Origin of the sequence: Aporhodopirellula rubra (genome assembly GCF_014192335.1) — a bacterium.
Classification (GTDB): Bacteria; Planctomycetota; Planctomycetia; order Pirellulales; family Pirellulaceae; genus Rhodopirellula; species Rhodopirellula rubra.
In genome coordinates this window covers 270,024-293,947 of record NZ_JACHXU010000003.1, presented here as the reverse complement: position 1 = coordinate 293,947, position 23,924 = coordinate 270,024, and the positions used below count along the sequence as shown (strand labels likewise).

Annotated in this window: 18 protein-coding genes, 1 tRNA gene and 1 pseudogene; 6 read left to right on the top strand and 14 right to left on the bottom strand. The window is 55.9% G+C overall.

Going from position 1 to position 23,924, the window contains the following annotated elements; all coding sequences use genetic code 11:
* Position 1: 1 nt before the first annotated feature.
* The 5 genes and pseudogenes from FHS27_RS05710 to FHS27_RS05695 all read right to left on the bottom strand — a co-directional run bounded on the left by FHS27_RS05710 (position 2) and on the right by FHS27_RS05695 (position 4,900).
* Positions 2–3,244, bottom strand: coding sequence for a DEAD/DEAH box helicase (locus FHS27_RS05710; protein WP_246419153.1), 3,243 nt, complete (start codon positions 3,242–3,244; stop codon positions 2–4).
* 9 nt (positions 3,245–3,253) lie between these two features.
* Positions 3,254–3,604: pseudogene (locus FHS27_RS31605) on the bottom strand (Swt1 family HEPN domain-containing protein); the annotation flags it as partial.
* A 290-nt stretch (positions 3,605–3,894) separates the two neighbouring features.
* Positions 3,895–4,212 carry a VF530 family protein gene (locus FHS27_RS05705; RefSeq protein WP_184302878.1) on the bottom strand — a complete coding sequence of 106 codons (318 nt, stop codon included), beginning with the start codon at positions 4,210–4,212 and terminating at the stop codon, positions 3,895–3,897.
* Positions 4,209–4,448 carry a hypothetical protein gene (locus tag FHS27_RS05700; protein ID WP_184302875.1) on the bottom strand — a complete coding sequence of 80 codons (240 nt, stop codon included), beginning with the start codon at positions 4,446–4,448 and terminating at the stop codon, positions 4,209–4,211. The genes FHS27_RS05705 and FHS27_RS05700 overlap by 4 nt, the downstream gene beginning before the upstream one ends.
* A 379-nt stretch (positions 4,449–4,827) precedes the next feature.
* Positions 4,828–4,900, bottom strand: a tRNA-Asn gene (locus tag FHS27_RS05695).
* A gap of 477 nt (positions 4,901–5,377) precedes the next feature.
* Between FHS27_RS05695 and FHS27_RS05690 the strand changes: the two genes are divergently transcribed.
* On the top strand, positions 5,378–5,626 hold the full coding sequence (locus FHS27_RS05690; RefSeq protein ID WP_009096881.1) for a carbon storage regulator: 249 nt from the start codon (positions 5,378–5,380) through the stop codon (positions 5,624–5,626).
* Here the strand turns inward: FHS27_RS05690 and FHS27_RS05685 are convergent.
* The 4 genes from FHS27_RS05685 to FHS27_RS05670 all read right to left on the bottom strand — a co-directional run bounded on the left by FHS27_RS05685 (position 5,623) and on the right by FHS27_RS05670 (position 10,526).
* Positions 5,623–6,477 (bottom strand): 5'/3'-nucleotidase SurE, encoded by an 855-nt coding sequence (locus FHS27_RS05685; protein WP_246419152.1) that lies wholly within the window; start codon positions 6,475–6,477, stop codon positions 5,623–5,625. The two genes, FHS27_RS05690 and FHS27_RS05685, sit on opposite strands and share 4 nt — an antisense overlap.
* 268 nt (positions 6,478–6,745) lie before the next feature.
* Positions 6,746–7,726, bottom strand: coding sequence for a hypothetical protein (locus tag FHS27_RS05680; protein ID WP_184302870.1), 981 nt, complete (start codon positions 7,724–7,726; stop codon positions 6,746–6,748).
* 205 nt (positions 7,727–7,931) lie between these two features.
* Positions 7,932–8,894 carry a mechanosensitive ion channel family protein gene (locus FHS27_RS05675; protein WP_315849953.1) on the bottom strand — a complete coding sequence of 321 codons (963 nt, stop codon included), beginning with the start codon at positions 8,892–8,894 and terminating at the stop codon, positions 7,932–7,934.
* Between the two features lie 195 nt (positions 8,895–9,089).
* Positions 9,090–10,526, bottom strand: coding sequence for a DUF1598 domain-containing protein (locus tag FHS27_RS05670; RefSeq protein WP_246419149.1), 1,437 nt, complete (start codon positions 10,524–10,526; stop codon positions 9,090–9,092).
* A gap of 136 nt (positions 10,527–10,662) precedes the next feature.
* On the opposite strand from FHS27_RS05670, the gene FHS27_RS05665 reads away from it, so the two are divergent.
* Positions 10,663–12,900, top strand: coding sequence for a sigma 54-interacting transcriptional regulator (locus FHS27_RS05665; RefSeq protein ID WP_184302864.1), 2,238 nt, complete (start codon positions 10,663–10,665; stop codon positions 12,898–12,900).
* 49 nt (positions 12,901–12,949) lie between these two features.
* Here FHS27_RS05665 and FHS27_RS05660 read toward each other — a convergent pair whose 3' ends face one another.
* From FHS27_RS05660 to FHS27_RS05650, 3 genes are all read right to left on the bottom strand, one after another.
* Positions 12,950–13,501, bottom strand: a complete 552-nt coding sequence (locus FHS27_RS05660) for an RNA 2'-phosphotransferase (RefSeq protein WP_184302861.1) — start codon at positions 13,499–13,501, stop codon at positions 12,950–12,952.
* Between the two features lie 50 nt (positions 13,502–13,551).
* On the bottom strand, positions 13,552–14,976 hold the full coding sequence (locus tag FHS27_RS05655; RefSeq protein ID WP_184302857.1) for a class II fumarate hydratase: 1,425 nt from the start codon (positions 14,974–14,976) through the stop codon (positions 13,552–13,554).
* 121 nt (positions 14,977–15,097) lie between these two features.
* Positions 15,098–16,042, bottom strand: coding sequence for a DNA integrity scanning protein DisA nucleotide-binding domain protein (locus FHS27_RS05650; RefSeq protein WP_184302854.1), 945 nt, complete (start codon positions 16,040–16,042; stop codon positions 15,098–15,100).
* Between the two features lie 478 nt (positions 16,043–16,520).
* Between FHS27_RS05650 and floA the strand changes: the two genes are divergently transcribed.
* Together floA and FHS27_RS05640 are read left to right on the top strand one after the other, a co-directional pair.
* Positions 16,521–17,540: a flotillin-like protein FloA gene (gene floA / locus FHS27_RS05645; RefSeq protein ID WP_184303365.1), complete on the top strand. Its 1,020-nt coding sequence runs from the start codon at positions 16,521–16,523 to the stop codon at positions 17,538–17,540.
* Between the two features lie 25 nt (positions 17,541–17,565).
* Positions 17,566–17,979 carry a hypothetical protein gene (locus tag FHS27_RS05640; protein ID WP_184302851.1) on the top strand — a complete coding sequence of 138 codons (414 nt, stop codon included), beginning with the start codon at positions 17,566–17,568 and terminating at the stop codon, positions 17,977–17,979.
* Between the two features lie 123 nt (positions 17,980–18,102).
* On the opposite strand, the gene FHS27_RS05635 is transcribed toward FHS27_RS05640, so the two are convergent.
* Together FHS27_RS05635 and FHS27_RS05630 are read right to left on the bottom strand one after the other, a co-directional pair.
* Positions 18,103–19,581 (bottom strand): Gfo/Idh/MocA family protein, encoded by a 1,479-nt coding sequence (locus tag FHS27_RS05635; protein WP_184302848.1) that lies wholly within the window; start codon positions 19,579–19,581, stop codon positions 18,103–18,105.
* Between the two features lie 534 nt (positions 19,582–20,115).
* Complete coding sequence (locus FHS27_RS05630; protein ID WP_184302844.1) at positions 20,116–21,576, bottom strand: sulfatase family protein; 1,461 nt, start codon at positions 21,574–21,576, stop codon at positions 20,116–20,118.
* A gap of 495 nt (positions 21,577–22,071) precedes the next feature.
* Here FHS27_RS05630 and FHS27_RS05625 point away from each other — a divergent pair, with 495 nt between their 5' ends.
* On the top strand, positions 22,072–23,046 hold the full coding sequence (locus FHS27_RS05625; RefSeq protein ID WP_184302841.1) for an AAA family ATPase: 975 nt from the start codon (positions 22,072–22,074) through the stop codon (positions 23,044–23,046).
* A complete protein-coding gene (locus FHS27_RS05620) occupies positions 23,043–23,924 on the top strand; it encodes a DUF58 domain-containing protein (protein WP_184302839.1) in 882 nt (293 codons plus the stop codon). Before FHS27_RS05625 ends, FHS27_RS05620 begins: the two co-directional genes overlap by 4 nt.

Here is a 23,924-nt window from a genome sequence, read left to right as displayed (position 1 = left end):
TTCAACGCTCCGTTTCGTTCGTGATCGCTAAGCGTCCTACCACAACCGGTTTCGCGTGGATGTCCGCAGTCTCCGAAGACTTCTTTAGATCCTCAAGTCGCCGTTGACCGTCCCTTTGCGCCGACGCAAGCTCACGTTGCTTCATCAGGGTGATTTTGTCATTCGTTGCTGCGTTGATTTGATCCTCGAGTAATTGGCAACGGGCTTTTCCACTGGCAAGCAAACTCTGGATCCGATGTTGGACCAACTCAAGATTGCGAGCGATGTGCTCCGCGCGAGCGTCGCTCCACTTCGAGTGATGTCGTGCGTCCAATGTTTTAGTCTGTTCAGCTTCTTGAATTTTGCCATCGGTTGAATCAGTGGCCATCTGAAGCAGTGTCATCAGCCGAGCTTCAACCACGGGCGAATCGCAAACAGCGACGAGCGTTTCGTCTGGCTTCACTCCAGTGTTTCGCCATTGGTAGACGGCAAATGCGTACTCGCCTGGAGCGAGATTGGCATCAACCACCTCCAGGCTAACGGTAAGAACTCCGCTTCGCTGCAATGCATCGGCAGCCTGTCGCACCAGGGGATGCAGCACATTGAGATAGGTCGTACCGTCGTTTTCGGCCGCTGTCTTTTGGTCGAACGTGACGGATAGCGTTGGCAAATCTCCCTTGAGCCATTTCTCCCAATGTCGCCAAACGGGTTCGATTGAACGCGGAAACTTACGAAGATCAGTGAGCAGTGTGGCCCGAGCCTCTTGATTGAGTCGAAGCGTTTTGAGTGGCTTCTCGCCCAAGACGTATTCTCCAGACGGATCGAGCTTGTTCGCGAAGTAAGCCTCCACCGTTTTCTGCAGCGATTGGGAAGAGAGCCAGAACGATTCGGCCTCCTCGATTTCCCGTTCCCACGTTTGGTTCGGCACATTCAAACCGAATAGCTCAGCCTGTTTCGATTCCAATGTTTGCTCTTCCTGGATTCGCCTAATGCCGTTGTCGGCCAACTGCTGCAACTGCCTTTCGCGTTGCTCTGCGGTCAAGGCGAAGCTCTCTTCGATATTCCGCAATTGTTCGGTAATCTCACCGAGTATCTCTTCGCTACCGCCTACCGAGTGGTTGAAGACCCCGATACGAAGCAGGCATCGCTCGTAGATTTCGGCGTCCACCGTTCCTGGGGTGATCAAATTAACGATCGCAACCGATTGGCTCTTCTGCCCATAACGGTCGATGCGACCGATTCGTTGCTCGATCCGCATCGGATTCCAAGGCAAGTCATAATTGACTAGCAAGTCACAGAACTGGAAGTCGAGACCTTCGCAGCCGACTTCCGAAGAGAGAAGTACGTCGATCGCATCACCACGCTCTTTTTCAAACGAAAATCGCTTGCGAAGATCGGCACGTTCCTCATCTGGTATGCCGCCATGGATCACACCGAAACGCAAGCCTTCCTGTTCGCAGCGGCCAGCGAGGTAGCTCAGCGTATGTCTAAAAGTGGTAAACAAAAGCGCCTTGTTGTTTGACATCTTGCCCTTGTCTCGTAGCACCCGGAGCAACTCATCCGCCTTGCGATCATCGGGATCGAGATTCTCGGCCAGCGAAATGATCTCATCTACGCTTGCTTTGATTTGAGATAGCAATGCTGGCTCAAGCTCGGCTGGTGCATCACCGGACTCGTCAGTGACTTCCAAGTCTTTCAATTTGCCTCGAAGGATATCGCTCAACAGCGGTTTGAGCCCGTATAAGCAACTTGCCGCTTGCCGTCGAACGGTCGTCATCATGAACTTCACGTTCTGTTGACCATGGGAAATGGACAGGATGTTCGCGATCGTATCCAAAAGCTTATCGTGAAGCTCTTGTTGCCTAACGGTGAAAGGGGCGTTTAACGTTTCTGGCGTTCGCACTGTAAACTCGCCGATGTCACGACGACGGGTACGATTGATGAGCGAACTGAATGTGTAAAGTTCCTCGATCGTTCGGGTGATAGCGACTCGATCGTGATCCGAGATTTCGTCACGTCGAACAAGATCGAAGGCAGATTGGAATGCAGGCGACTCGCGAAGGAACAGTTTTCCCCATTGGGTCTCAGCGGCTTCTTGCAAATGTTCAACTGCTCGGCCTTGCCAGCCGACTTCTGCGCCTCGGCACTCACTCACCGCGGCGTTGATTGGCTTGTTTGGCGCGGCCATTTGATTAAAACTTGCATGGTCGATTACCAAATCTGGTCGCAAGACGTTTAGCAGCGTAAACAGATCTTCGCTGCCGAGCTGCACAGGAGTCGCCGACAGGAAAACGACAGCTTCGGCATTTTCGCAAAAGTATCTAACTCCTTGATGCAGAAACGTTTGCGGATTTCGCAAGTGGTGAGCTTCGTCAACGATCACTAAATCGAACTTCGGTGGTGGATCGAGAGACAGCAAGCCTTCCTTCGCTCTGCGACTCTTTCCTTCGCGCCCGAACAGCAAATTTGAGTCAAAAAGCGAGAAGGGGACAATTGCTTTCTGGTATTGCTGAGGCCACTCGCCATCGAGATCGGTTTCCTTGATGCAATGACGGAGGGTTGACCCGTCCAAGGCAGTGAATTGCTCATCGAATCGCTTCATCTCCAAGTACCATTTGCGTTCAGCCACCAGCGCCTTCGGGCAAATAATGAGCACGGAGGAGATGTCCATCCGTGATTTCAGTTCCTTGATGATTAAGCCCGCTTCGATCGTCTTACCAACGCCGACTTCATCAGCGATCAACAATCGCGGTCGATCAGCACGGACCAACTTCAAAACGGGCCGATACTGATAGGGGACGAATTGCACTCGGCCGCTGCGTAGTGAGAACAGTTTCGTCGATGAAGGCGACAGCAAAATCAGACTTGTCAAATACGCGTGTAGTTCTTTCGCGGTTAATGTGGACGCTTTAGCACTTGGTTGCTGTTCTGCCGTCAGTTGGCTTTCGTAGTACTGAGCGGTCGTTCCCTCGTGGAACACACTGTATCTAACTTCGCTTCCGCTAGTGTCGATACCGATGATGGGAACCAGAACGGAAGAATCTGACTTCAGTACAACAATGTCGCCTACGCTGAAAGACGCTGAAGTTTGATCAGGCTTGTCATCCGGTTCGGCTGGGGATGCTGAGCTGTTGACATCGAAGGAGACGCTACGACTGGAATTCGACTTCGTTTCCTCATTTGCGTTCAGCGATGACATTTCAGCAATCGCTTTGTCCTTATACTTCTCGACTTTGCCACGCAAGACACCGTCGGCGTCGAGCATCGCTAGAACCCTGTCCAGGGTGTCTGCATCCCTGTAGCGATCACTTGCAGACACGGACTCCGAAGAGAGGTGTGCCCAGCGGTTGCGAATGGTCTGAAGTTCCTTGATCCAACTACGACCCTCGCGTGGTAAATTGAAAGACCGTGAAAGTTCGTACCAATTCTGGTCGACAAGCCTTACGAGGGCCGCAAAATCGAACTGCTTCAAATCGTCGATGCGCTTTTCCTCGACCATTCGCTGTTGCTGAAAACTCAGTTTACTCACGACGAATTTCTGCCACCAATTGTCACCAAGCTGCGGTAAATTAATCGACAAAAAACCTGCGAATGCTCTGGTTGATAGATGGAGAAGTTCGTTCATAAAACGGGTGTAAACAGCAAGGGCTTCATTTTTTCCAAATTAGATCGGCATTCTAACAGACGAAATATCGGTGGTCAGCAATACACCGCATTCGGCCGCGGATAGATGTAGCAAACGCTTCAGTGCTTTGCATGCTGACTACCTTGAATGCAGAGGTCGGCCCGCAATCCAGGATCGCGAGCGTTTCTTCCAGGCTCATGTTGGCATAGTCGGCGGCCGACTCCGTCCAGGCTGATTTGCAGTTCGATTACAAGCAGCAAATGCCGGGATTTTGAATTCGTCGGCGGCCGTCACTCGCCGCGATGGGCTCGATCCCAAACGCTGGCCATCTCGGTCGGTTCGTCGGCCGACGCGTTTTTGCCCTTCCGCTCATCGAAGCTGAGTGAGTCGAGGTACAGCCGCTCGACCTTCGCTCGCGCCCAGTCGGTTTTGCGAAGGAATTTCAGGCTGCTGTTGATCGTCGGTTCGTAGTTGAAGCAATGGATGTTGATCCGCTCGCCCAGACGATCCCAGCCATACTCGGTGACCAGATATTCCAGGATCGCTTTAAGCGTCACGCCGTGGAGCGGGTTGTTGGGTTGGGGTTGATCGGGCGCGGATTGATTCATGGCGAGGATTTGGTCTCAGTTGTTTTGCGTCGAATGCGAGCTTTCACGGATTGCATCAGCAGTTCGGCGAACTCAAGTTGGTTCAGTTCTTCTCGGGCGGCATCGTCGAGAGTGCCGCGTCGGTTCAGCTCCAAGAGTTCGCTGGCACGATCCACTGACGCCGAAGAAGGTCGGAATTGAAGCACCGTATCGGCCGACGGTGCCGAGGCGAAGAGCGTCGCGATTTCGTCGAACAAGGGAAGCCTTCTGTCTCTAATAGCTCGTGGCAATTCTGCTGATCGGGACCGTTGGGACCGCGTAAATCAATGGTCGAAAAGGAAAGTCTCGAACTCTCTCTCTGCTGACCCGCGAAAGCTCTCTGCCTGCCGATTTTTGTTAACTGGGCTGCCCATGTTAACCCAGAGACTTCGAGAGTTTCGGTCGTCCTATCGGGGTTAGACAGCGGGAAAGGAATGGTTTGGCACTGTGCCCGAACCGTCCAAGAAGCAGGCGAAAAACCACGCCGCGGGCGAAAGTCCCGCAAAACGCGGGGCGAAACGCAAAAAGGCCGATGCGGGTGCATCGGCCTTTGGCGTTAATTGGTGGGCAGCAGCATTTCGCTACTGTCCACGAAGGCTCCCCCGACAGGACTCGAACCTGTGACAAGGCGGTTAACAGCCGCCTGCTCTACCAACTGAGCTACAGGGGATTGGGAGTGGTGCGGGGCGATGGATCGCTCGCTCACTCGTAAGGGCGAGATGTTAACTTCGTCGCACCTCGGCTTCAAGATGGGTTCGCCCCGGTTGGCAAAACATTTCTTGCCGTTTTTTTGCCGCTTCCGATTTCGGGGTGACCAAACGTGTCACCCCGACACCTGATAGTAAGAGTGTCAGACGGGCAACTCACTGACTCAAAATCGTCTCACGTTGAGACGAGGTCTCGTTTTGACCAGGATACGCAAAAATCGTTCGACCAACCAAGCATCTCTGAATCATTTTCGATCGGCAATCAATCACAGATCATTGAGCTAAAACTCGAAGAAAATCAACTTTCTCCGATTCCCGCATCAGTTTTCGTGAACAAACCCTCCGCACGAGCGAATTTGGCCCGCGAATTGCTTTAAACCGGCTAACGATGCAAAGCATCCCCTAAACTCACCCTAAAGAAACCTTAGAAAGGATTCACCATGTTGGTTCTCAGTCGCAAAGAAGGCGAACAGCTCGTAATCGGTGACAACATCGTGATCACGGTCAACCGCATCGCGGGCAACCGGGTCGCAATCGGAATTGAGGCTCCTCGCGAGGTCTCGATCGTCCGAGGCGAGTTAGCTACGCAGCAAGTCACTAAATCGACTAAGTCGGACAGTGCTTCGCCATCGGCAGTTGCCGCGATGTTGGAGCGTGGAGTCTCGGTCGCAGGTCAAATGGATCGCTAGAGATCCCGGGAAGCTACGTGGGCATCCACGTAGCTGACGGTTACCTTTCCTGCAAAACATTGCTGGACGTCAGAGCCTCTCGTTCGCGGGCGATCATGAAATTCGGACACGAGTTTGACCGTGGCATCCACGGGCAGGCCGGTCGAGTCGCCGTTTTGACCTGGGTGAAGGAGCGTCTGTAGCTCGGGACCGCGTCGCACTAACGGCGTTTCGTCCACAAAGCACTGTGCTACCGGTGGCGGATGGGGCACATCAGGCGGAACCGCAGGCAGGTTCACGTTCCAAACGACTCTATTCTTCGCTATCACTTCGCGTCGCTCGGCGGTGGACGCAGAAGTTGTTGTCGACCTACCGTGCGTCGACATTGAGTTCGCTTCACGCTGGAAGAATGCGTCAAGCGTGGACTCCAGCCAATTGCCGACATGATCCCATGTTTTAGGAATGTCAGGACGGCGGTAGTGCGAAATCGCCATCGCGGGCTTCCCATGGATCGCCGCTTCTCTCGCCGCCGCAAAAGTGCCGCTGACCATGAGGTCCAACCCGACGTTTGCCCCCGCGTTGACTCCGGAAAAAACGGCAACCACCGACGGGCAAATGCACGTCAACGCGACCCTCACGCAGTCCACGGGTGTGCCGTCGACGCTTATCCATCCCGGTCGTGCTTGGCGAATGGTCAAGTCTCGAGTGGTCGTTACGCTGTGCCCGCACTCGCTTCTGCCACAGTCCGGAGCGACGACAAATAGCTCGCTATCGTGATATCCGCGATTAACCAAGTAGGCCTGCAGAGCGTGATGAAGTGCTTGGATCCCAGGTGCGTCTATCCCGTCATCGTTAGTGATCAGAAACTGCATGCCCATCATCGGGGTTGGGGGAGGCGGAGAACGCGTCGATTGCCGCGTGAAACGGTCAAACCTTTTGCAAACACGAACCGCGGGTGAACGAATGCTTTTTCGACTTTCAGACGGTCCATTCTCGAGATGAAGCCTCCGAGGGCGAGTGGGCTGTTTGTGTTTCTGGAGCAGCTTGATGAGCGAACCAAGACTTAGAATGTCGTAGCGACCCTCACCTGAACGTGGTCCGTCGCCTCGCGACGGTGGCTACAGCAGACGAGCAAGCGTCCTAACGAGGCTTACGCCGCACGATCTCTCGGGTCGCGGACACGAGATGTGGAATTTCGGTCATCTGAGGATCAGGCACAAGCCCCGTAAAGTAGTCCCCCTCAATCCCCATGACGGCTTTGGTCGCTGTGGCCCGCCTGGGATCAATATCGAGGAAGCATGCCGCCGTTTCGTAGTCACGGTCCCAGAGCACCCAATCACTGAGGGCTTCGACTAGATACCGCCATTCGTCCACGTCCGGCGAGTCGAGTTCAGGAACCATGTCGACGTCATCATCATCTACGAACGCGAATTCTCCCGTGCCGTTGTACGCATTGGCGGCAAGCTGCCGCCAATAACACGGATCCACAGGATAGGCAAACGCGGCATCCTGCGGAGCGTCAGGACAGAAATCCTTGAAATCATCGAACCGGGAGCGGGCAGCAGATCCGCGGTCGTCAAATTCGTGGACGCGAAGTTGTGACGCCGCGATTTCCAACTCGATCTCCCGAGTGGCGTTCGCATAAATTGCCGCGACCGCCGATTCGTTCACGGCGGTGAGCGGCAGAACGTCCTCGGTTGGCTGGAGCAGGTAGCTCGCAACCGAATGCAAAAGACAAATCTGCTGGTGCGGGGTCAACGCGTCGAACAGCGTAACACCAGTCTCAACGTTCAATGGTTGGCCGTTGTTACTATCTCGGGACTCGTAATTAAGCCGATCAAGCAACCGGTCGATGAGAGAGTCGATCGCGTTACCGACCAGGGCCGCCTCGTCTCGGACGAGGGTACGATCACCGTCACTCGTGTGCCACATTGTTCGCCCTTTAATCAGATTCAAGGCGCCGTCCGATCGCGGCCCGGCGTGCCACACAGGATAGTCTTTTGCGGCCGCTTGGCTAGCGAGCGGATTGAGCCTCACCGACAAACCGGACACAACGCGTGAGAAGCCATGATGGATATCAATGCGGGCGAAAGAGATGCGCGACGTTTCGAGGCGAGACAACGTTCATCCAGCAGTTCCGTCTTGCCAACTGACAATCTCTCAGCGTGGGCACCGCGCGAGAAACAGGAGCACGAGCTTGTTCCGATGTCATCGCTGACATTGTGATACGGATGACAGACCTCCAAAACGAAACAACCTCCCGTGCGGGAGGCTGATGTGGTGGTCCGCCGTCTGGTGACGGCAGCGACAGGAATAAGCAAATATTCTAGCTCGCGAGCCGGTCGGCGGCGCGGCGGGCTGGGCGAACTCGCGAAGACGGGGAAGCTGACAGAACGGCGTCTGTCCCCGTTTTCACATGAACGTCCATTTGTGGGAACGGGATCGAGATCTCGGCTGCATCGAGCTGTGTTTTGACTTCGGCGAGCAACAGTTCATTGACGGGCCAGTAGTCAGAAGCGGAGACCCACATCCGAACCTTCCAGTTAACGGCACTGTCACCCAGCCCGGCGAGAACGATGGCGCTACCTCGGCCTTCACCGGGGATGGTTTTCGCGGCAAGATTATCAACCGCTTGCTGCAATGCTTCGCGGGTCGTCTGCAGATCGGCGGCGTAGTCAACGCCCACACAGATCTCCACTCGCCGATGAGCATGGTGGGTCATGTTTTCGATCGTGCCGCTCGCGATTGAGCTGTTCGGAACAATGATGCGGCGATTGTCGGGTGTATCGAGTGTGGTCGTGAACAGGTCGATCTCGTTAACCTTGCCCGTCACCGATGCCGCGGTCACAACGTCACCGACCTTGAAGGGGCGGAAGACCAGCATCAGAACACCGGCGGCAAAATTGCTGAGCGTTCCTTGGAAAGCGAGACCGACGGCGAAGCCCGCGGCAGCCAGCATGGCGGCGAGACCACCGAGTGGGGCTCCCAGTTTGCTGAGCACAGCTCCGACGACGCCGAACATGATCAGATAAAAGACCATCTTGCCGACAAACTTACCGAGGGTTTCGTCCACACGGCGGCAAACCGGTTGGCTGATGACCCGCATCAGGTATTTCGCAACGAGATACCCGAGGAAAATGACAAACAGGCCAATGCCGGCCGATAAGACGGCCGGTGCCAAGTGCGTGGTCGCATAATCGGCGAGGCCACTGAAGTCTCCGTTGGTCATGTTGGCAATCTGAGTCGACGTGGCATCGGCAATGCCCATCGAATCCTGAGTGTGAGCCATATCAGCGGCCGTCGTTGTGGCCGATGAGTCAACGGTTACAGTTCCCGCATCGCTGGGGAAATTTTCAGATGGATTCATGCCGGTACAATGAACAGGTAGGAGTTGATGGTCACAGCGGTACGCATGTCGACTGTGAAACCTCCCTGATTTACCGATTGCCCGGCAACCAAATCAAGACGAGTCTCGATCTTTTACTCACTCGCCATCCCACCACCAGCGATCCGAATCGCTCGCGCTGCTGACCGAGACGAGCGTTTTCAATTCAGGTTGTTCAACCTGATTATCGACGATCCCAAATGCGTTGATGCTAACACCACCGGATGCGGTGACGGTCCAACCGGCACGCCCGTGAATGAAACTGCACTGTGGTGTCAGCGATTTGGGCATGTCGAAGCTGGCCGTTTCGATCAGTGAATCGCCGCCACGCAGCACGTTGAGGTCGATTCCACTTTGCTGATCGAGGTTTTCCTGCGTGATCAGCGTGGCGACGACCGAGAGGTCCATGACGTTTCGCAGGTCACGGAACACAGGGCGTTCTTTCGCCAAGGCATCAAATTTTTCCGTCATTGTATTGGCCCACTTCAAGGCGAGCGGGTCCTGACGTCCGTCGGAGGCGACCGAACCGTCGGCAGCGACAATGTCCTCTTCGGTCATGGTTTTGACGCCTTGGCCGCTGATTTTCCAAACCTGACCATCGGCGTCGCGTGCGACGGGGTCATAATTGCAGGCCATCCACCAACGAGGGCTCTGAGCCGCCGATTGACGTTTATTTTTTGCCATCTCGAGGTAGCTCGGCAAGCCTTTGACGGGCGATTCGGTCAACGCCATGGCGATTCGTTTCATTTCGAAGTCGGCCGCGACGAGCGTGCGGGCGAATCGACTGTCGGTGGCGACTCCGTCGAGCGTGATCATTTGGGGACCGAACGCTTCTCGCATGCCGGCTTCCAGAAACGCTGGGTTTTGGCCGGGGCGGAGTTTGACGTTTTTGAGGAAGCCGCGGAGGCGTTGTCGTCCTTCGGTGGTTGGCTCAATCGAGCAACGGATTCCGCCATCTCGGCGGGCCGCTTCGACGCTGCGGAATGCGGTAACGAGGTCATCGAGTCGCAATACCGACCCGCCCGAGTTCTTCCCGACGACCGCACCATCGGCACGGACTTCCCAAGGCTCAGCGGGCCCAACGAGCAACAGGTCATTGTTCTCTTTATCAACGACGACGTATTCGATCCGTTGCAAGCCAGCGAGGAACGCGGTTTCATCATCGATTCGTCCGCCCGTTTCGTGCATTTCGCGAAGGGCCTGCTGCAGACGGGCAAGAGAAATGACTCGTTTATCGGTCACTTCGGCGAGTTCACCGACGGGACCTTGGATGGCGGCTCGCACCAATTCGGCCATTTCCTTGGCTTCTTGTGGTGTGGCGGCCCGCACGTTGCCTTCGGGGTCGATCATCACACCCCCGACGGCACTGGATTGTCCTAAACCAAGGCCTGCCTCAGCGGTCGACGACACGACACTGAGAGACAAAACGAACGTCAAGCACGCCAAGCCAACCATCGGCGTTCGATCGAATCGACGCAAACTGACGCGAGACCGAGGGGATTTGGTGGAAAACGGGCGTCGAAAGAGAGAACGCATCGAGACAGATTCCTGCTCAGGTGAAAAGTTTCGTAGGATCGAGACTACGATTGAGACTATTAGCAACCGTTTAGAATACTTGTGGTGTTTTCCAGTGACAAGCAAGCCTGCCCCGCCACCCGCTGTTTCCTCGATAATGGATGCCTATCTGGTGCTTCATCGCGGTTCTCGCTGGACCGACGTGTACCGATTAGTCCCTCCATCGGAGGTAATCCTGGGTCGATCGTCGGAAAACCAGGTCGTTTTACGAAGTGGCAGGGCGAGCCGGCGGCACGCGAGATTGGCCTGCGACGAGACGAGTTGGTACATCGAGGACCTGGGCAGCCGGAACGGTGTTTTCGTCAATGACGCAAGAATCGAGCAACCCACCAGGCTCGGTGAGGGCGATCGGCTGCAGGTCGCTGGGTTCGAGATGCGATTCACGCACGATCTCGCACACTGGTCGGGCGGCGACCCGAATCACTCAAGGCTCGCAAGTGACCAGGCGACAAGAAACTACGAAGACGAGGCAACCCAGGACGACTTGATGCTCGGCGAGGGTTTCGCCAATGAAACGGAATCCGAGTGGCTGGATATTGTCTCGCGTTCACCCGCCTCAACGTTGGCGTCCCAAAACGATTCAACCGCAACGGATCAAACCGGCCCGCCACGCCCGCTCAACGAACAATCCTCCCGACCCGGACAGATCGGGCCGGCATCGGCGTCGGACCAGTCGCTGTTGCAAATGGCGTTCGCGTTGGGCCGCCTGGAACTGCCCGACGACGACTTCGAGCCAGCGGCAGAACTATTAATGCAAACGCTCGCGGCGCAAATTCCGGCAGCGGAAATCGGACTTTACATTTTTGAGTCCGATGGAAACCTTCCGATGCCCAACCTTCCAATGCCCCGTCACGTGCATCAGCGTGAGGGGCACAGATATCGGCGTCCCCCCGAATCGCTCGTTCGCCAAATTCGTGCACCGGGGGCATCCGCACTGTTGGCGCGAAATGTCGTCGGAGACCGCAGGCTCGCAACGGAAGACACACGCGGCGAAATCGATGTGGAGTCGATCGTAATGGTGCCGCTGGACCTGCCCACGATCACCTCAGCAGAACCAGCAACAAACGCGGAATCGCGATCAAACGACAAGCCCCTCGAGAACGACACCCAAAAACACGAACGATCGGGCGCGAGCGGACTACTTCACGTGATCACCACCGCGGGTGATCCCTCGTTAAGCGAACGCGATTTAGCGGTAATCGTGACCGCATGTGAAATTTTCTGCGAAGCCTGCCGGTCGCTGTCTCGGCGCCAACGGCTGCAACAAACCTTGCATCACTCGCAAGAGACGATCCGCCGTTTGCGAAAACAAATCGCGGGGCGAGTTCAGATTCTCGGCCGCAGCGAAAAGATCGCCCAGGTGCAGTACCAGATCGCACAAGTGGCTCGCTCCGGTGCAGCGGTTTTGTTGCGAGGTGAATCTGGCACCGGAAAAGAGTTGGTCGCCTCCGCGATTCATTACGCGAGCCCGCGGGCGGACGAACCGATGGTTTGTTTGAACTGCGCCGCACTCTCGAAAGACCTTCTCGAAAGCGAACTGTTTGGACACGAAAAAGGCGCATTTACCGGTGCCACGGATTTGAAGAAAGGCAAATTCGAAGCCGCCTCCGGTGGCACGCTGATGCTAGACGAGATCGGTGAAATGAACCTCGACCTGCAAGCCAAATTGCTCCGCGTGCTGGAGGGCCATCCGTTCGAACGAGTCGGTGGGCACACGTCGATCCGCGTCGACGTGCGTGTGATCGCGGCGACTCATCGCGATCTACAGGCAATGGTGCAAAAGGGCACGTTTCGGCAAGACCTTTTCTACCGGCTCAATGTCATTGAAATCGTTGTCCCGCCACTGAGAGAACGAGGACGCGACATTGTGTTGCTCGCCGAACACTTCGTCGGCACGTTCGTGCAAGCGATGGGACGTGGCCCAATGAAGTTAACAACGGATGCGACTAAGAAGTTGCTCCAATATCCATGGCCGGGCAACGTCCGGGAATTGCGTAACGTGATTGAACGCGCCGTCGTGATGGCGCCGTTAGAAACTCAGGGGCTCCACGAAATCGGTGCCGAAGAGTTGATGCTCACGCGAGCCGTCGCCGGGGATACTCCCTCGCCCCCACCGATGTCACGTTCGGCGTCGCAAACCGAGTCACCTGAACCGACGAATTCGGAATCGGGACCGCCGATCTCGCTCGCTCAACTCGAGCGACAACACATCGCACGCGTACTCAAACGCACCGGCGGCAACAAAAGTCAAACGGCATCGATTCTAGGCATCGAACGCAGCACGCTCGATCGAAAACTGAAACGATATGCGGCCGAGGACACCGCGACCCACTGAGAACGCCGAGGTGAACACTTGGCACCAACGATGACCAGTGTCCCTATTTTCAATTGCACGGAAATGTTAAATAGCATGCCGGCACTTCCTCGGTCAGCCATACGCCATTGGCGGACAAGTAAAAGGCGTGACCATCTGCGTTCATGTCTTCCGCCGCGACGGTAAGGATCACGGGCTTACCACGCCGTTGGCCGACCATTTTGGCGACCTCACGATCCGCGGACAGATGAACATGATTGCGAGATCGTCGCTGCAGTCCTTGCTGGCGAATGCTGTCGAGAAACACGGCGACGGTGCCGTGATACAGCAGCTTCGGCGGTTCAGAAGGAGGTAGATTCAAATTCACCGTCGACACGGAATGTCCCTGGCTGGCTCGAATCCGCAGCCCATCCTCACTCAGGGCGAAACGTTTCTTCTCGTTGGTTGCGACAACTTCGTGGAGCATTTCCAGCGTGATCACATTGCCGCGTCGGTTGGCATTCTCGATCAACTGACCGATATCGAGCCAACCTTCCCGGTCGAGATTCATTCCGATCACCTCAGGCTGATGCCGCAGCACCAGGCTGAGAAATTTGCTCGTGCGGACGAGTTTCTTATTCATGAGAAAGTGCGGTTCAAGGTCGTGACGGCTTCACTCCTCATGACACCAACCTACGCCTGCGGTTCGGTCATCTTCCACGGATCAAGTGCTTCGGTGAGCTGATCTTCGGGAAGAATATTTTTCTGCACGCAGAGTTCGCGAATCGTTTGCCCGGTCTTGAACGCCTCTTTCGCCAACGCGGCGGCCTGTTCGTATCCGATCAACGGATTCAAACTGGTGCACATCGACAAGGACTGTTCGACGGCGGCGTTGCAGGCTTCTTCATTGGCTTCCATTTCTTCGATACAGAAGTCGATGAACGCGGCACAACCGCCATCGAGCAATCGGATCGACTCGAGCGATGTGTGAGCCATGACGGGCATCATGATATTGAGCTGGAAGTTGCCGCCGCAACCGCCACTGATCGTCATCGTGGCATCGTTGCCGATCACGCGTGCGGCGATCTGCATCAGGGATTCGCACATGACCGGATTGACCTTGCCGGGCATGATTGAACTACCGGGCTGCCGGGTCGGCAACTTGACCTCGTAGTAACCACAACGTGGGCCACTGCCTAACCACCGAATACTGTTGGCAATTCCGAGCAGAGTCTGCGCGATGCATTTCAGTTCGCCGTGTGATTCGACCAAGCCGTCACGATTGGCGTTGCCTTCGAAATGGTTGACCGCCTCGACAAAAGCGATCCCGGTTTGCTCAGCGAGGTTTGCTGCGACACGAGCGCCGAACTCAGGGTGCGTGTTGATTCCGCTGCCGACGGCGGTACCACCGACGGGCAATTCCAGAACCGCGTCGCGGGCACGTTCAGCACGAGCGATCGACAATTCGATCTGACGTGCGAACCCACCGAATTCCTGCCCCAACCGCAATGGCGTGGCATCCATCAGGTGAGTGCGTCCGATCTTGATAATCTTGTCCCAGGCTTTTGCTTTCTCGACTAACGCCGCGTGCATCCGTTGGAGCGTGGGGATCAATCGTGTTTGAATTTCAACAGCGGTTGCGACATGAATCGCGGTCGGGAAGGTGTCGTTGGTGCTCTGTCCCATGTTGACGTGGTCATTGGGATGAATCGGCTTGACTTCGGCCATGCGATCACCGCCATCGATTTCGATCGCGCGGTTGCTGATCACCTCGTTGACGTTCATGTTGCTGCTCGTCCCGCTGCCCGTCTGAAAGACATCGACGGGGTATTGGCCGCTGAGCTTCCCTTCGGCGACTTCGGTCGCAGCGGCAAGCATCGACTCGACTTGTTTGTCCGAAAGCGGGTTCTTGCCGCTGCCGGTGAGCTTGCCGAGATCACGGTTGGCGATTCCACAGGCGAGCTTGACGCGTCCCATCGCCGAGATCATCGAGGAAGGCAATTCCCAACCACTGACTGGGAAGTTCTCGACCGCCCGTTGGGTTTGGGCACCGTAATAAGCGTCTGCGGGAACGTGAACTTCGCCCATCGAGTCGCGTTCGGTTCGTGTCTTGGTCATGGTGACGGATTCAGATTAGTTGGCGACAGAAAAAGTTGAGCCCCGCCGTGGGGTTCCTCATTGCCTGTTGAAGCTAACAAATCCGAGCCAAGGCGCGAACGACCAGCGATCGGCGAAGCGATCAGTCTTCGGTGGATTGCGGCGGCGGTTCGAAGGCGAACTCCTGCCACTTCACGGCCTTATCCATCGGCACGATTTGCAGGATTAAAAAGCCATTTTGGTACAAACGCACGGTACCCGTGGACTGACTAATGACGACCGAAACGGCTTTCGTTTTGCGCGTAATTGCCGCTGCGGCCCAATGTCGCGACCCCAGACCTTTGGTCATTTTCAAGTCTTCGTGAGACACCTCCAGCATTTGACGACTGCGTTCGATGATTCCTTCGCTGGTAACCACGAACGCGCCATCGAGTTGGGCGACCTCTTTCGCGTCCTCTTGAACCTTCGGGTCGAGCAGATTGCGGTGTTTTTTGTTGTAACCACGAAACGGGTCGACGCCGCTGTCGTTGGCATGCTCGAGAACTTTGCGGGTATCCCCGACGACAAACATGGTGCCCACCGGTTTTCCCTCGCGGCCTTCCCGACCGATCTGCGAGGCGAGGTCCACGACCGCTTTGATCGTTTTCAGAGGCACGCTGCTTTCGAGCGTTTGCAGGTCGCGGACCGTGAATCGCCGCATTCGCTCGTCCAACTGCAGGTGGCTGATCGAATCGAGCCGTCCTTGTTGGAAACCGCTATACACGGCGACGACTTCGCCGTTGGTGCGGATCATTTCATCGGCGGCGGCTTCGAGCAACGCTTCTTGGAGACGCTCGAGCAACGGCGCCTTTTCTTTGTTCAGGGCCAACGGACGCAACCCCGCCTCGGCCGCTCCGTCGAGATCATCGAGGGTGTCGACCGCGATAATCACAGTATTTTTGGTTGCATCGGACAGTTCCGACACCCGTTTCCAGTCCGTCCCACCGTCCAACAACAGCAATAACGCGTCGGCCCCGCGATCGGTCAACAACGAAACGCCCGCGCGGATCATCGCTGCGTTGTGTTTCGTTAGTCGCTGAGTTGCCATCGTTGGAAGATTCTACTGGAAAAGGAAAATGTCAGACGCTCGAACGGTCGCTCACGGAGACATGTCCGCCAACGCCCTTAATGCCACCGAACCGGAGAGCCCAGCGGTTGTTTCAAACAGGAGAAACTTTTTGCGAAGAAAGGCTCGCCATTTCAACCTCCGGATCCCCCTGCAAAGTCCCCACCGCGGATGTGATCTTTTGCAAGAATCGCAGCAGCAATTCGAATACAGGGTGATGGCCGTGCACTAGTTTAGCTGAACTCGCTTACTTTCCATAGTGAGACACGCCCCTCACGGGATCGAGATCGCATGAATCGGGCACACCATCGGGCCGGACGCTGCTACAATACCGAGACGATTGCCCGTCCGCCTCTTCCCCAATCGTCATCCCCAATTTCACTCGAAAAGCCACATGAATTTGCTTCAAGACACGTTTGTCTCGGCTCCCCGCCTGGTCGCGGCGATCTCCAATACGAACATGGCCGCACTCATCGGCGCGTTGGTGATCTTTGTCGCCATCGTGGTGATTTTCTTCGTCTTTGCCAGCTATTTCGGATTGTGGATTCAATCCGTGCTGACGAAGTCGAACATCGGCTTCTCCAACCTGATCGCGATGACGTTCCGAAAAGTCAACACGCGGGCCATCGTGAGAAGCAAGATCATGGCGACCCAAGCGGGGCTCGACGATCCCGACCTGACGGGCGGCGCGTTGGAGGCTCATTACCTGGCCGGCGGAAACGTGCAACAGGTAATCCGGGCACTGATCGCCGCGAAGAAAGCCAAAACAATTTCGTTAACTTTCCGCGAAGCCACCGCAATCGATTTGGCCGGCCGCGATGTTCTCGAATCGGTCCAGACAAGCGTCTACCCGAAAGTCATCGATTGCCCGCCACGGGGGGCCGCCAAACCATCGCTCGACGCGGTCGCGAAAGACGGGATTCAATTGAAGGTCAAGGCTCGCGTCACCGTCCGAGCCAACCTACAACAATTGATCGGCGGTGCCACCGAGGAAACCATCATCGCGCGGGTCGGCGAGGGGATCGTTAGTGCGATCGGCAGCGCCGACAACCACAAAGCCGTTCTTGAAAATCCTGACGTGATCAGTAAAGCGGTGCTCGCCAAAAAGCTCGACTCGCAAACCGCGTTCGAGATCGTCTCGATCGACATCGCGGATATCGACGTCGGTGCCAACATCGGTGCCCGCCTGCAGGCCGACCAAGCGGAAGCCGACACCGCCGTCGCCCGTGCAAATGCCGAGAGCAAACGGGCCGCGGCCGTCGCTGAAGAACAAGAAATGCAAGCGAAGATCGAACAGAGCCGGGCCGAAGTCGTCGAAGCCGAAGCCGCCGTGCCGCGAGCCATGGCCGACGCGTTTCGCAGCGGCCAATTGATGATCATGGATTACTACCGAATGCAGAACGTCATCGCGGATACCGAGATGCGGCGTTCGCTCTCAGGTGAACGTCCGGAATCGGCCAGCATCAACGCACACCAATAATCATCTCTACGAAGGTCGCCCCGCGATGCCTAACGATCTCGAAGAATTCCTCCGCCGCGCCGCCGAGATTCGACAACAAAAGTCGCTCGAACAGCGCGTCGAAGCGCAACGTGCGGCCGAGCAAGAAAACCGCTCGCGCCCGCGACAGTACACCAACGCACTGAGTGAGCGTCAGGTCGACGCGGCACAGTTGGATTACGACGATGACGACGAAACCATCCTCGGCATCGAAATCCTCGAAGAGGAAAGTCGAGGCTTCGATAGCAATCGCGTTCAACCCGCCGATATCTCACACTCAGTGGGGCTCTCCCATGGCCACGCAAAACCTGCCAAACGCCAGACCAGCACCGCGAGCGAACTGAAGGCGATGCTGGCGCGCCCCGATGGCGTACGACAAGCGTTCTTAATCCGCGAGATTCTCAATCGCCCTCGTTTCTAATCCCGCCACGGTCTAGCAAAAGCGTGAGGATTGCTGCTCACCCAATCCGCGAGCGAGTTGCATACACACAACTCGCTCGCCTGCGTTTGAGTCACGCAACAAACCGAGCGTGACGAGCCCCGCCTACGCTTCCGACGGATCCACCCCGTCCGTCCACGGACCGCCGTATCTCATGTATTCGGGATCAATCAGTTTGCTGCCGTAATCGCCCGCCTTCCAGCCAGGAATATGATTCGGTTCACCACGAGCGGCCGACAATTTCTCCCAACGACTCGCCCACCCAGGATCGTCGGTCGAAATTTCTCGCTTCTCACCGTCAAGGAAATACACCTTGCCCTTCCGGTAACTCTGCGCGCCGAGATTAACAACCGCCATTGCCGACGCACCCAAGTCCGGTGGGTTGTTGCACTTCATCGGATCCGCCGCTTCACATGCATCGAGCCAATTTTCAAAGTGCGCCAGCGTCGTATTTTTGACGGGTGTCGTCGAAATACGTTCAGGAGCCTGACGGACGTGCGTGACCGGACCACGCTCGGGAACAAAATCAAAACCGTCGAACTGTTCTCCGTTGCCGAACTCGAACGTACCAAAGTGGCCACGAATCAATTGATTCACGCGTGACTCTTGATTGCACATCGTCGCTGTAATTAATCCCTGGACTCCCTCGTTGAAGTCGGCAACCACAGTAGCGACATCGGGAACATCGCGTCCGTCATACTCCATAAAAATCCCTCCCGCACCGGTAACGCGTCCGGGCAACCGCAATCCAGTCGCCTTCAACATCGACGTGGTGCGATGAACAAATAGGTCGGTAAACATCCCGCTGCCGAAGGGCCAAAATCGTCGCCACTGCCGAAAGACTTCGCGGTCGAACGGCTGCTCCGGTGCCAAGCCCTCATCACTTCCGAGCCAACGTTTCCAGTCGATCGTGCTGGGCGTCATTCCCTTTTCGAGTTTGTAGTAACGCCACTGTCCGACATCACTGTTGCGGAAATACTCGGTCTGGAACCCGAGGACTTTGCCGAGTTTTCCTTCTTGCAGCAACGCGCGAACCTCGTCCCACACGGGAAGACTCGTGGACTGCACGCCGACCTGCATGACCTTGCCACTCTCCTTCCAGTGCTTCTCAACACTGAACGCTTCCTCGACCGTCTTCGTCATCGGCTTTTCGCAGTAGACGTTTAGACCGGCTTTCAACGCGTCGACGGTTTGCTTGTGGTGCCAGTGGTCGGGCGTCCCGATACAAACCGCATCGAGATTTTCTTTCTCGATCATATCGCGGTAGTCGACATAACGTCCGGGGTTGGTCCCCGTGTGTTCCTTAATATGATCGGCAACGCGGTCTCGTTGAGTTTCGTATACCTCGGCGACACCAACCAATTCGATCTGCCGTCCCGACTCATGGAGCTGACAAAGTGACTTCACATGAGCGCCAAATCCTCGACCGCCTGGGCCGATAAATCCGATTCGCATGCGTTCATTGGAACCAGCGGCAGCTTGGGCTCGCTGAGCCGACAGCCCAACCGACGACGCCACCGCAGCGGCTCCCGCGGTATGCTTGATGAAGTTTCGACGACTCGAAGACGAAGGGATTTCGTTCACAGGTAGATTCCTAAGGGGGACACGGAGAGTTGAGTCAAAGGAGTTCCATTTGATGGCTACTAAAGATTGTAACCGTACAGAATGCGGGCATTCACTCGGCAATACGGAATGGAGCAACCATTCCTTATCGCAAATGGCGTAACCGAGATTCGGTCCGCGACGCACGAAACGAACAGTCCGCGGTATCAGCAGCACGTTGATTCGTGAAAACGTTCTCTCGCCCGATGCCAGCGGATGGTGTTTCCCGGCAAGACGCAATTGCGGCCACTATGCAACATCGGCACACGCATCAGAGACAGTCGCAATTCGTACTCGCGAGTCGGGAGACCTCGATTCAGCAAGACGTTGCCCAACTTGGAAATGTCAAAAAACGAGGTAACGTTACGGACATTTTGAAAGAAAAGCCCGAAGAAAGGCGTCGCGACTCGGAATCAACTCACCTCAAAGACGAAACCGAATCGCCTACTCAATAATTGAACCCATTAGTGCTGCATTCGACATGGTTCAAAGCGATCAGATTAGGCGCATGCTCGGCTACTTCGTCGCCTTACCATTCGCCGTTTGGCTCTTTCGAATCTGCCCTGCATACTCAGGACGCAAGCTCCACTCATCGAGGAACCTTTGATAATCAGGAATCTCGGTCCAGAAGCGTCCATGAGGCCCCTCACGTGTCACCTCACCTTCGGGATAATCCTCACCCGCTTGGCTGCGTTTGATCGACGTTACCGTTTCATCAAGGATTGCTTTCATGCGTTCGGCGTCATCCGGTCGTGCGGCAAAGAGATCCGTCGATTCAGTCTTGTCCGCATCGAGGTCGAACAATAGATATTTGTCACTACCGATTTTCTCCTGAACGATCTTCAAACTGTTATCGATGATCGCGGCTTTTTCGTTGTAGTGAAACGGTATCGGTTTGGTACGTCGCTCGATCTCGCCCGCCATCAGGGGCTTAAGACTCATCCCATCAATATTCTCCAACATTACCTCTCGGGGCAAACCGACAACATCAACCAGAGTCGGGAAGATATCCATCGTTGACGCGGGATATGAAGTCACCCGGGGCCGAATTTTCGCGGGCCATTCAATGATAGCGGGAACACGAATCCCGCCCTCCCAAACGCTTCCCTTGTGGCCGCGCAGTCCGCCAACCGAATCATGACCGACACCGGGGAGCCCACCATTGTCGCTGCAAAACCAAACGAGCGTGTCCCGATCCACGCCGAACTCGCGGAGGCCATCGCGAAGCGTGCCGATGCTGCGGTCCATGGCGACGAGTTCACCGTGATGATGCGCGGACTTCTCACGCTCTCCGGCAATCTGGTCACCCGGCAACGCTTCCCAAGGACCGTGCGGAGAGCCGTACCAGATGACGGTAAAGAAAGGGCGGCCCTCCTCGGCAAATTGACTAATGTGCTTCAGAGCTTCTTTGACGATGACTTCCGATGAATCACCACGAAACTCTTCAAACTCACCCATTCGACTCAGGATCGGATTCATGTCGAAAAAATTGGTCACCGTGAGCCAATGATCGAATCCAAAGTGCCCTGGGTGGTGAGCGTCCGATGCCAGCACCGGTACTCCCGGACCACGCACACCGTTGAGATGCCATTTCCCAAAATGACTCGTTGCATATCCGGCTGCCCGCATGGCCGACGCGATCGATCGCTCTTGTCGATGCAACGCGTACCCGTGAGACAAGACTCCCGTACGATCGTGCGTCCGCCCCGTCAACACGCTCGCTCGCGTCGGCGAACACACGGGTCCGCCCGCGTAGAACCGATCCATTCGTAATCCGTGCGCGGCCATCGCATTCAGATTCGGCGTTTGGAGTATCGGGTGACCGTAATATCCAGTCTGCCCCCACCCCATGTCATCAGCCATCACCAAAATAACATTCGGACGATCCCAATTACCGGCCCGACATTCACGCCCCGAGCGAGCGTCAATGAGGAGAACGCAACCGATGACGAGAATCAGTTTGGTGAGTGTATTCATATCTCGTTTTCCACCTCTGTGTTGGATGCCGTCCCGCGAGCCCCCCGCACATCTTCTCTAAAAATTGCCAGAGCTCGTTTCACCAAAGATAGCTGCTCGACGATGCCGTGTGGTGGTTCCGTTCGTGACCGCCCCCCGACGCCGACCCCGCCAACCTCCCCATTCGTCGATTATCGCCCTTCAAACATTGCTAGCCGCCTCTTTCTTGCTCGGTTACTTCCCGGCCGATCCACTTGCCGAGTTTCGATAACTATCATGCGGTCACCTCGGGCACGCGAGCGCACACGTTCTCGCTAACATTCCACGACAAACGCGTCGCCGACAGGTCGCCCCTCGCGTTATACCGACACGAGGGAATCGCGACGTTTGTCCACGCTGGTGCGAATGAAGCCGCCCATGTGGCGTGTTTTCGAAAAACGTGTTCAATTAGAGCTCTGCTGGTCGAGCGGCCCTGCTAGATAGAAACAGCCACCCACCTTACGACAACACCATTCGATGGCGACGCAAATGATCGATTCCAGCACGAAACTGGATCAGATAAGAACCGAAGTATCACGATTCGTGGTGGGGCAACAGGAACTGGTCGACCGGTTATTACTCGCGATGCTGTGCAACGGGCACGTGCTACTGGAGGGTGTGCCAGGCATCGCTAAAACATTGACTGTCAATTGCCTAGCCAATGCCGTTCAGGCTCAATTCAGCCGAATTCAGTTTACCCCTGACCTCTTGCCGGGCGACCTCACGGGGACCTTGGTCTACGACCCTCGGCACCACACGTTCACGCCCGAAAAGGGCCCGGTGTTTGCCAACCTCTTGTTGGCCGATGAAATCAACCGTGCCCCGGCGAAGGTGCAATCCGCCTTGCTCGAAGCGATGCAGGAAAAACAGGTGACCCTCGGCAAAGAGACCTTTGATTTGCCATCGCCGTTTCTGGTACTCGCGACGCAGAACCCGATCGAGCAAGAAGGCACCTACGCTCTCCCTGAAGCACAAGTCGACCGCTTCATGTTTAAACTGAAGGTCGGCTACCCGTCGATGGAAGACGAGTTGGTAATCATGCAGCGGATGGCTAAGACGGAAGCCAAGATCGATATCCAGCCGGTACTGACGCTCGAAGAGCTGACACAGATGCGTGCCGTCTTGGACAAAACGTTCCTGGATGAAAAGATTCAACGGTATATCGTTCGCCTCGTCGACTGCACACGCCATCCGTCCAAATACAATTTGGACATCGAACGTTACGTACGGTTTGGTGCCTCACCCCGAGCGTCGATTTATCTGTCGCTCGCTGCACGAGGTAACGCCATGATGAATGGGCGTGACTACACGGTTCCCCAGGACGTAAAAGACATCGCGCACGATGTACTTCGGCATCGGTTGGCGATCACTTATCGCGCCGAAGCCGATTCCGTGACCTCGGACGACTTGCTCGAACAAATGCTCGACGCGGTGCCAGTGGTTGAGTCATGATCACGGAGTCTGTTGCCGAATCCGACTCTAGGCTTTCGCTCTTAGAGTTGCAGTGCCGACGACCGGTTGAGCATCTGCTCGCGGGCGAATACCGCTCGATCTTCCGCGGACAAGGGATCGAGTTCGAAGACGTGCGCCGATACCGACCCGGAGACGACGTCCGATCGATGGACTGGAAAGTAACCGCACGCACCGGCGAACCTCACATCAAACGGTACATCGAACAGAGAGAACAATTCCTTTATCTCTTGGTTGACGTCTCCGCCTCGATTATCGAATCACCTGAGGGACGCAAACGGGCGACGATCGTCGAAATTTCATCGCTGTTGACCATGGCCGCGATCCGTAACAACGACCGTGTGGGCCTGATCCTATTCTCCGACCGCGTCGAAATGGTGATCCCACCGGGAAAAGGACGACGCCACGCGTTGCGGATCATGGACACACTCCTTCATTTTCAACCCAAAGGCCGCACCACTCATTTTGAATCGGTATTAAGTCGTTTCGGACATATGGCCCGAAAACACTCGGTGGTGTTTGTGCTGTCGGATTTCCTCGCTCCCGACTACCTCGAAGAACTCCGAGCTCTCGCCGGCCGTCACGACGTCAACGCAGTCAACGTTCTTGAACCGCCCGCCCAAACGGACTCGATCAATGAACTCGTCCACATGCAGGACACCGAGACCGGTGATCATCGATACGTTGATCTGTCACGCACTCAACATCAAGATCGCCCCCATCACGTTGATTTGCAGGAACAAATGCTGCAGTGCGGAATTAGCCTGATGGAGGTCGCCGTGGGCGAAGATTGCGTGACGGCGTTGGCGGGATTCTTCCATTCACGTCAGCGACGAATTGCCGACGAAACGGGAGGGTGA

Excerpts from the sequence above, each read along its gene's own strand:
- FHS27_RS05690 (WP_009096881.1), top strand. The coding sequence starts at position 5,378 with ATGTTGGTTCTCAGTCGCAAAGAAGGCGAACAGCTCGTAATCGGTGAC.
- floA (WP_184303365.1), top strand. The coding sequence starts at position 16,521 with ATGGCCGCACTCATCGGCGCGTTGGTGATCTTTGTCGCCATCGTGGTG.
- FHS27_RS05640 (WP_184302851.1), top strand. The coding sequence starts at position 17,566 with ATGCCTAACGATCTCGAAGAATTCCTCCGCCGCGCCGCCGAGATTCGA.
- FHS27_RS05660 (WP_184302861.1), bottom strand. The coding sequence starts at position 13,501 with ATGAATAAGAAACTCGTCCGCACGAGCAAATTTCTCAGCCTGGTGCTG.
- FHS27_RS05655 (WP_184302857.1), bottom strand. The coding sequence starts at position 14,976 with ATGACCAAGACACGAACCGAACGCGACTCGATGGGCGAAGTTCACGTT.
- FHS27_RS05630 (WP_184302844.1), bottom strand. The coding sequence starts at position 21,576 with ATGAATACACTCACCAAACTGATTCTCGTCATCGGTTGCGTTCTCCTC.
- FHS27_RS05710 (WP_246419153.1), bottom strand. The coding sequence starts at position 3,244 with ATGCTCGACGCCGACGGTGTCTTGCGTGGCAAAGTCGAGAAGTATAAG.
- FHS27_RS05625 (WP_184302841.1), top strand. The coding sequence starts at position 22,072 with ATGGCGACGCAAATGATCGATTCCAGCACGAAACTGGATCAGATAAGA.
- FHS27_RS05620 (WP_184302839.1), top strand. The coding sequence starts at position 23,043 with ATGATCACGGAGTCTGTTGCCGAATCCGACTCTAGGCTTTCGCTCTTA.
- FHS27_RS05705 (WP_184302878.1), bottom strand. The coding sequence starts at position 4,212 with ATGAATCAATCCGCGCCCGATCAACCCCAACCCAACAACCCGCTCCAC.
- FHS27_RS05670 (WP_246419149.1), bottom strand. The coding sequence starts at position 10,526 with ATGCGTTCTCTCTTTCGACGCCCGTTTTCCACCAAATCCCCTCGGTCT.
- FHS27_RS05675 (WP_315849953.1), bottom strand. The coding sequence starts at position 8,894 with ATGGCTCACACTCAGGATTCGATGGGCATTGCCGATGCCACGTCGACT.
- FHS27_RS05685 (WP_246419152.1), bottom strand. The coding sequence starts at position 6,477 with ATGCAGTTTCTGATCACTAACGATGACGGGATAGACGCACCTGGGATC.
- FHS27_RS05665 (WP_184302864.1), top strand. The coding sequence starts at position 10,663 with ATGGATGCCTATCTGGTGCTTCATCGCGGTTCTCGCTGGACCGACGTG.
- FHS27_RS05650 (WP_184302854.1), bottom strand. The coding sequence starts at position 16,042 with ATGGCAACTCAGCGACTAACGAAACACAACGCAGCGATGATCCGCGCG.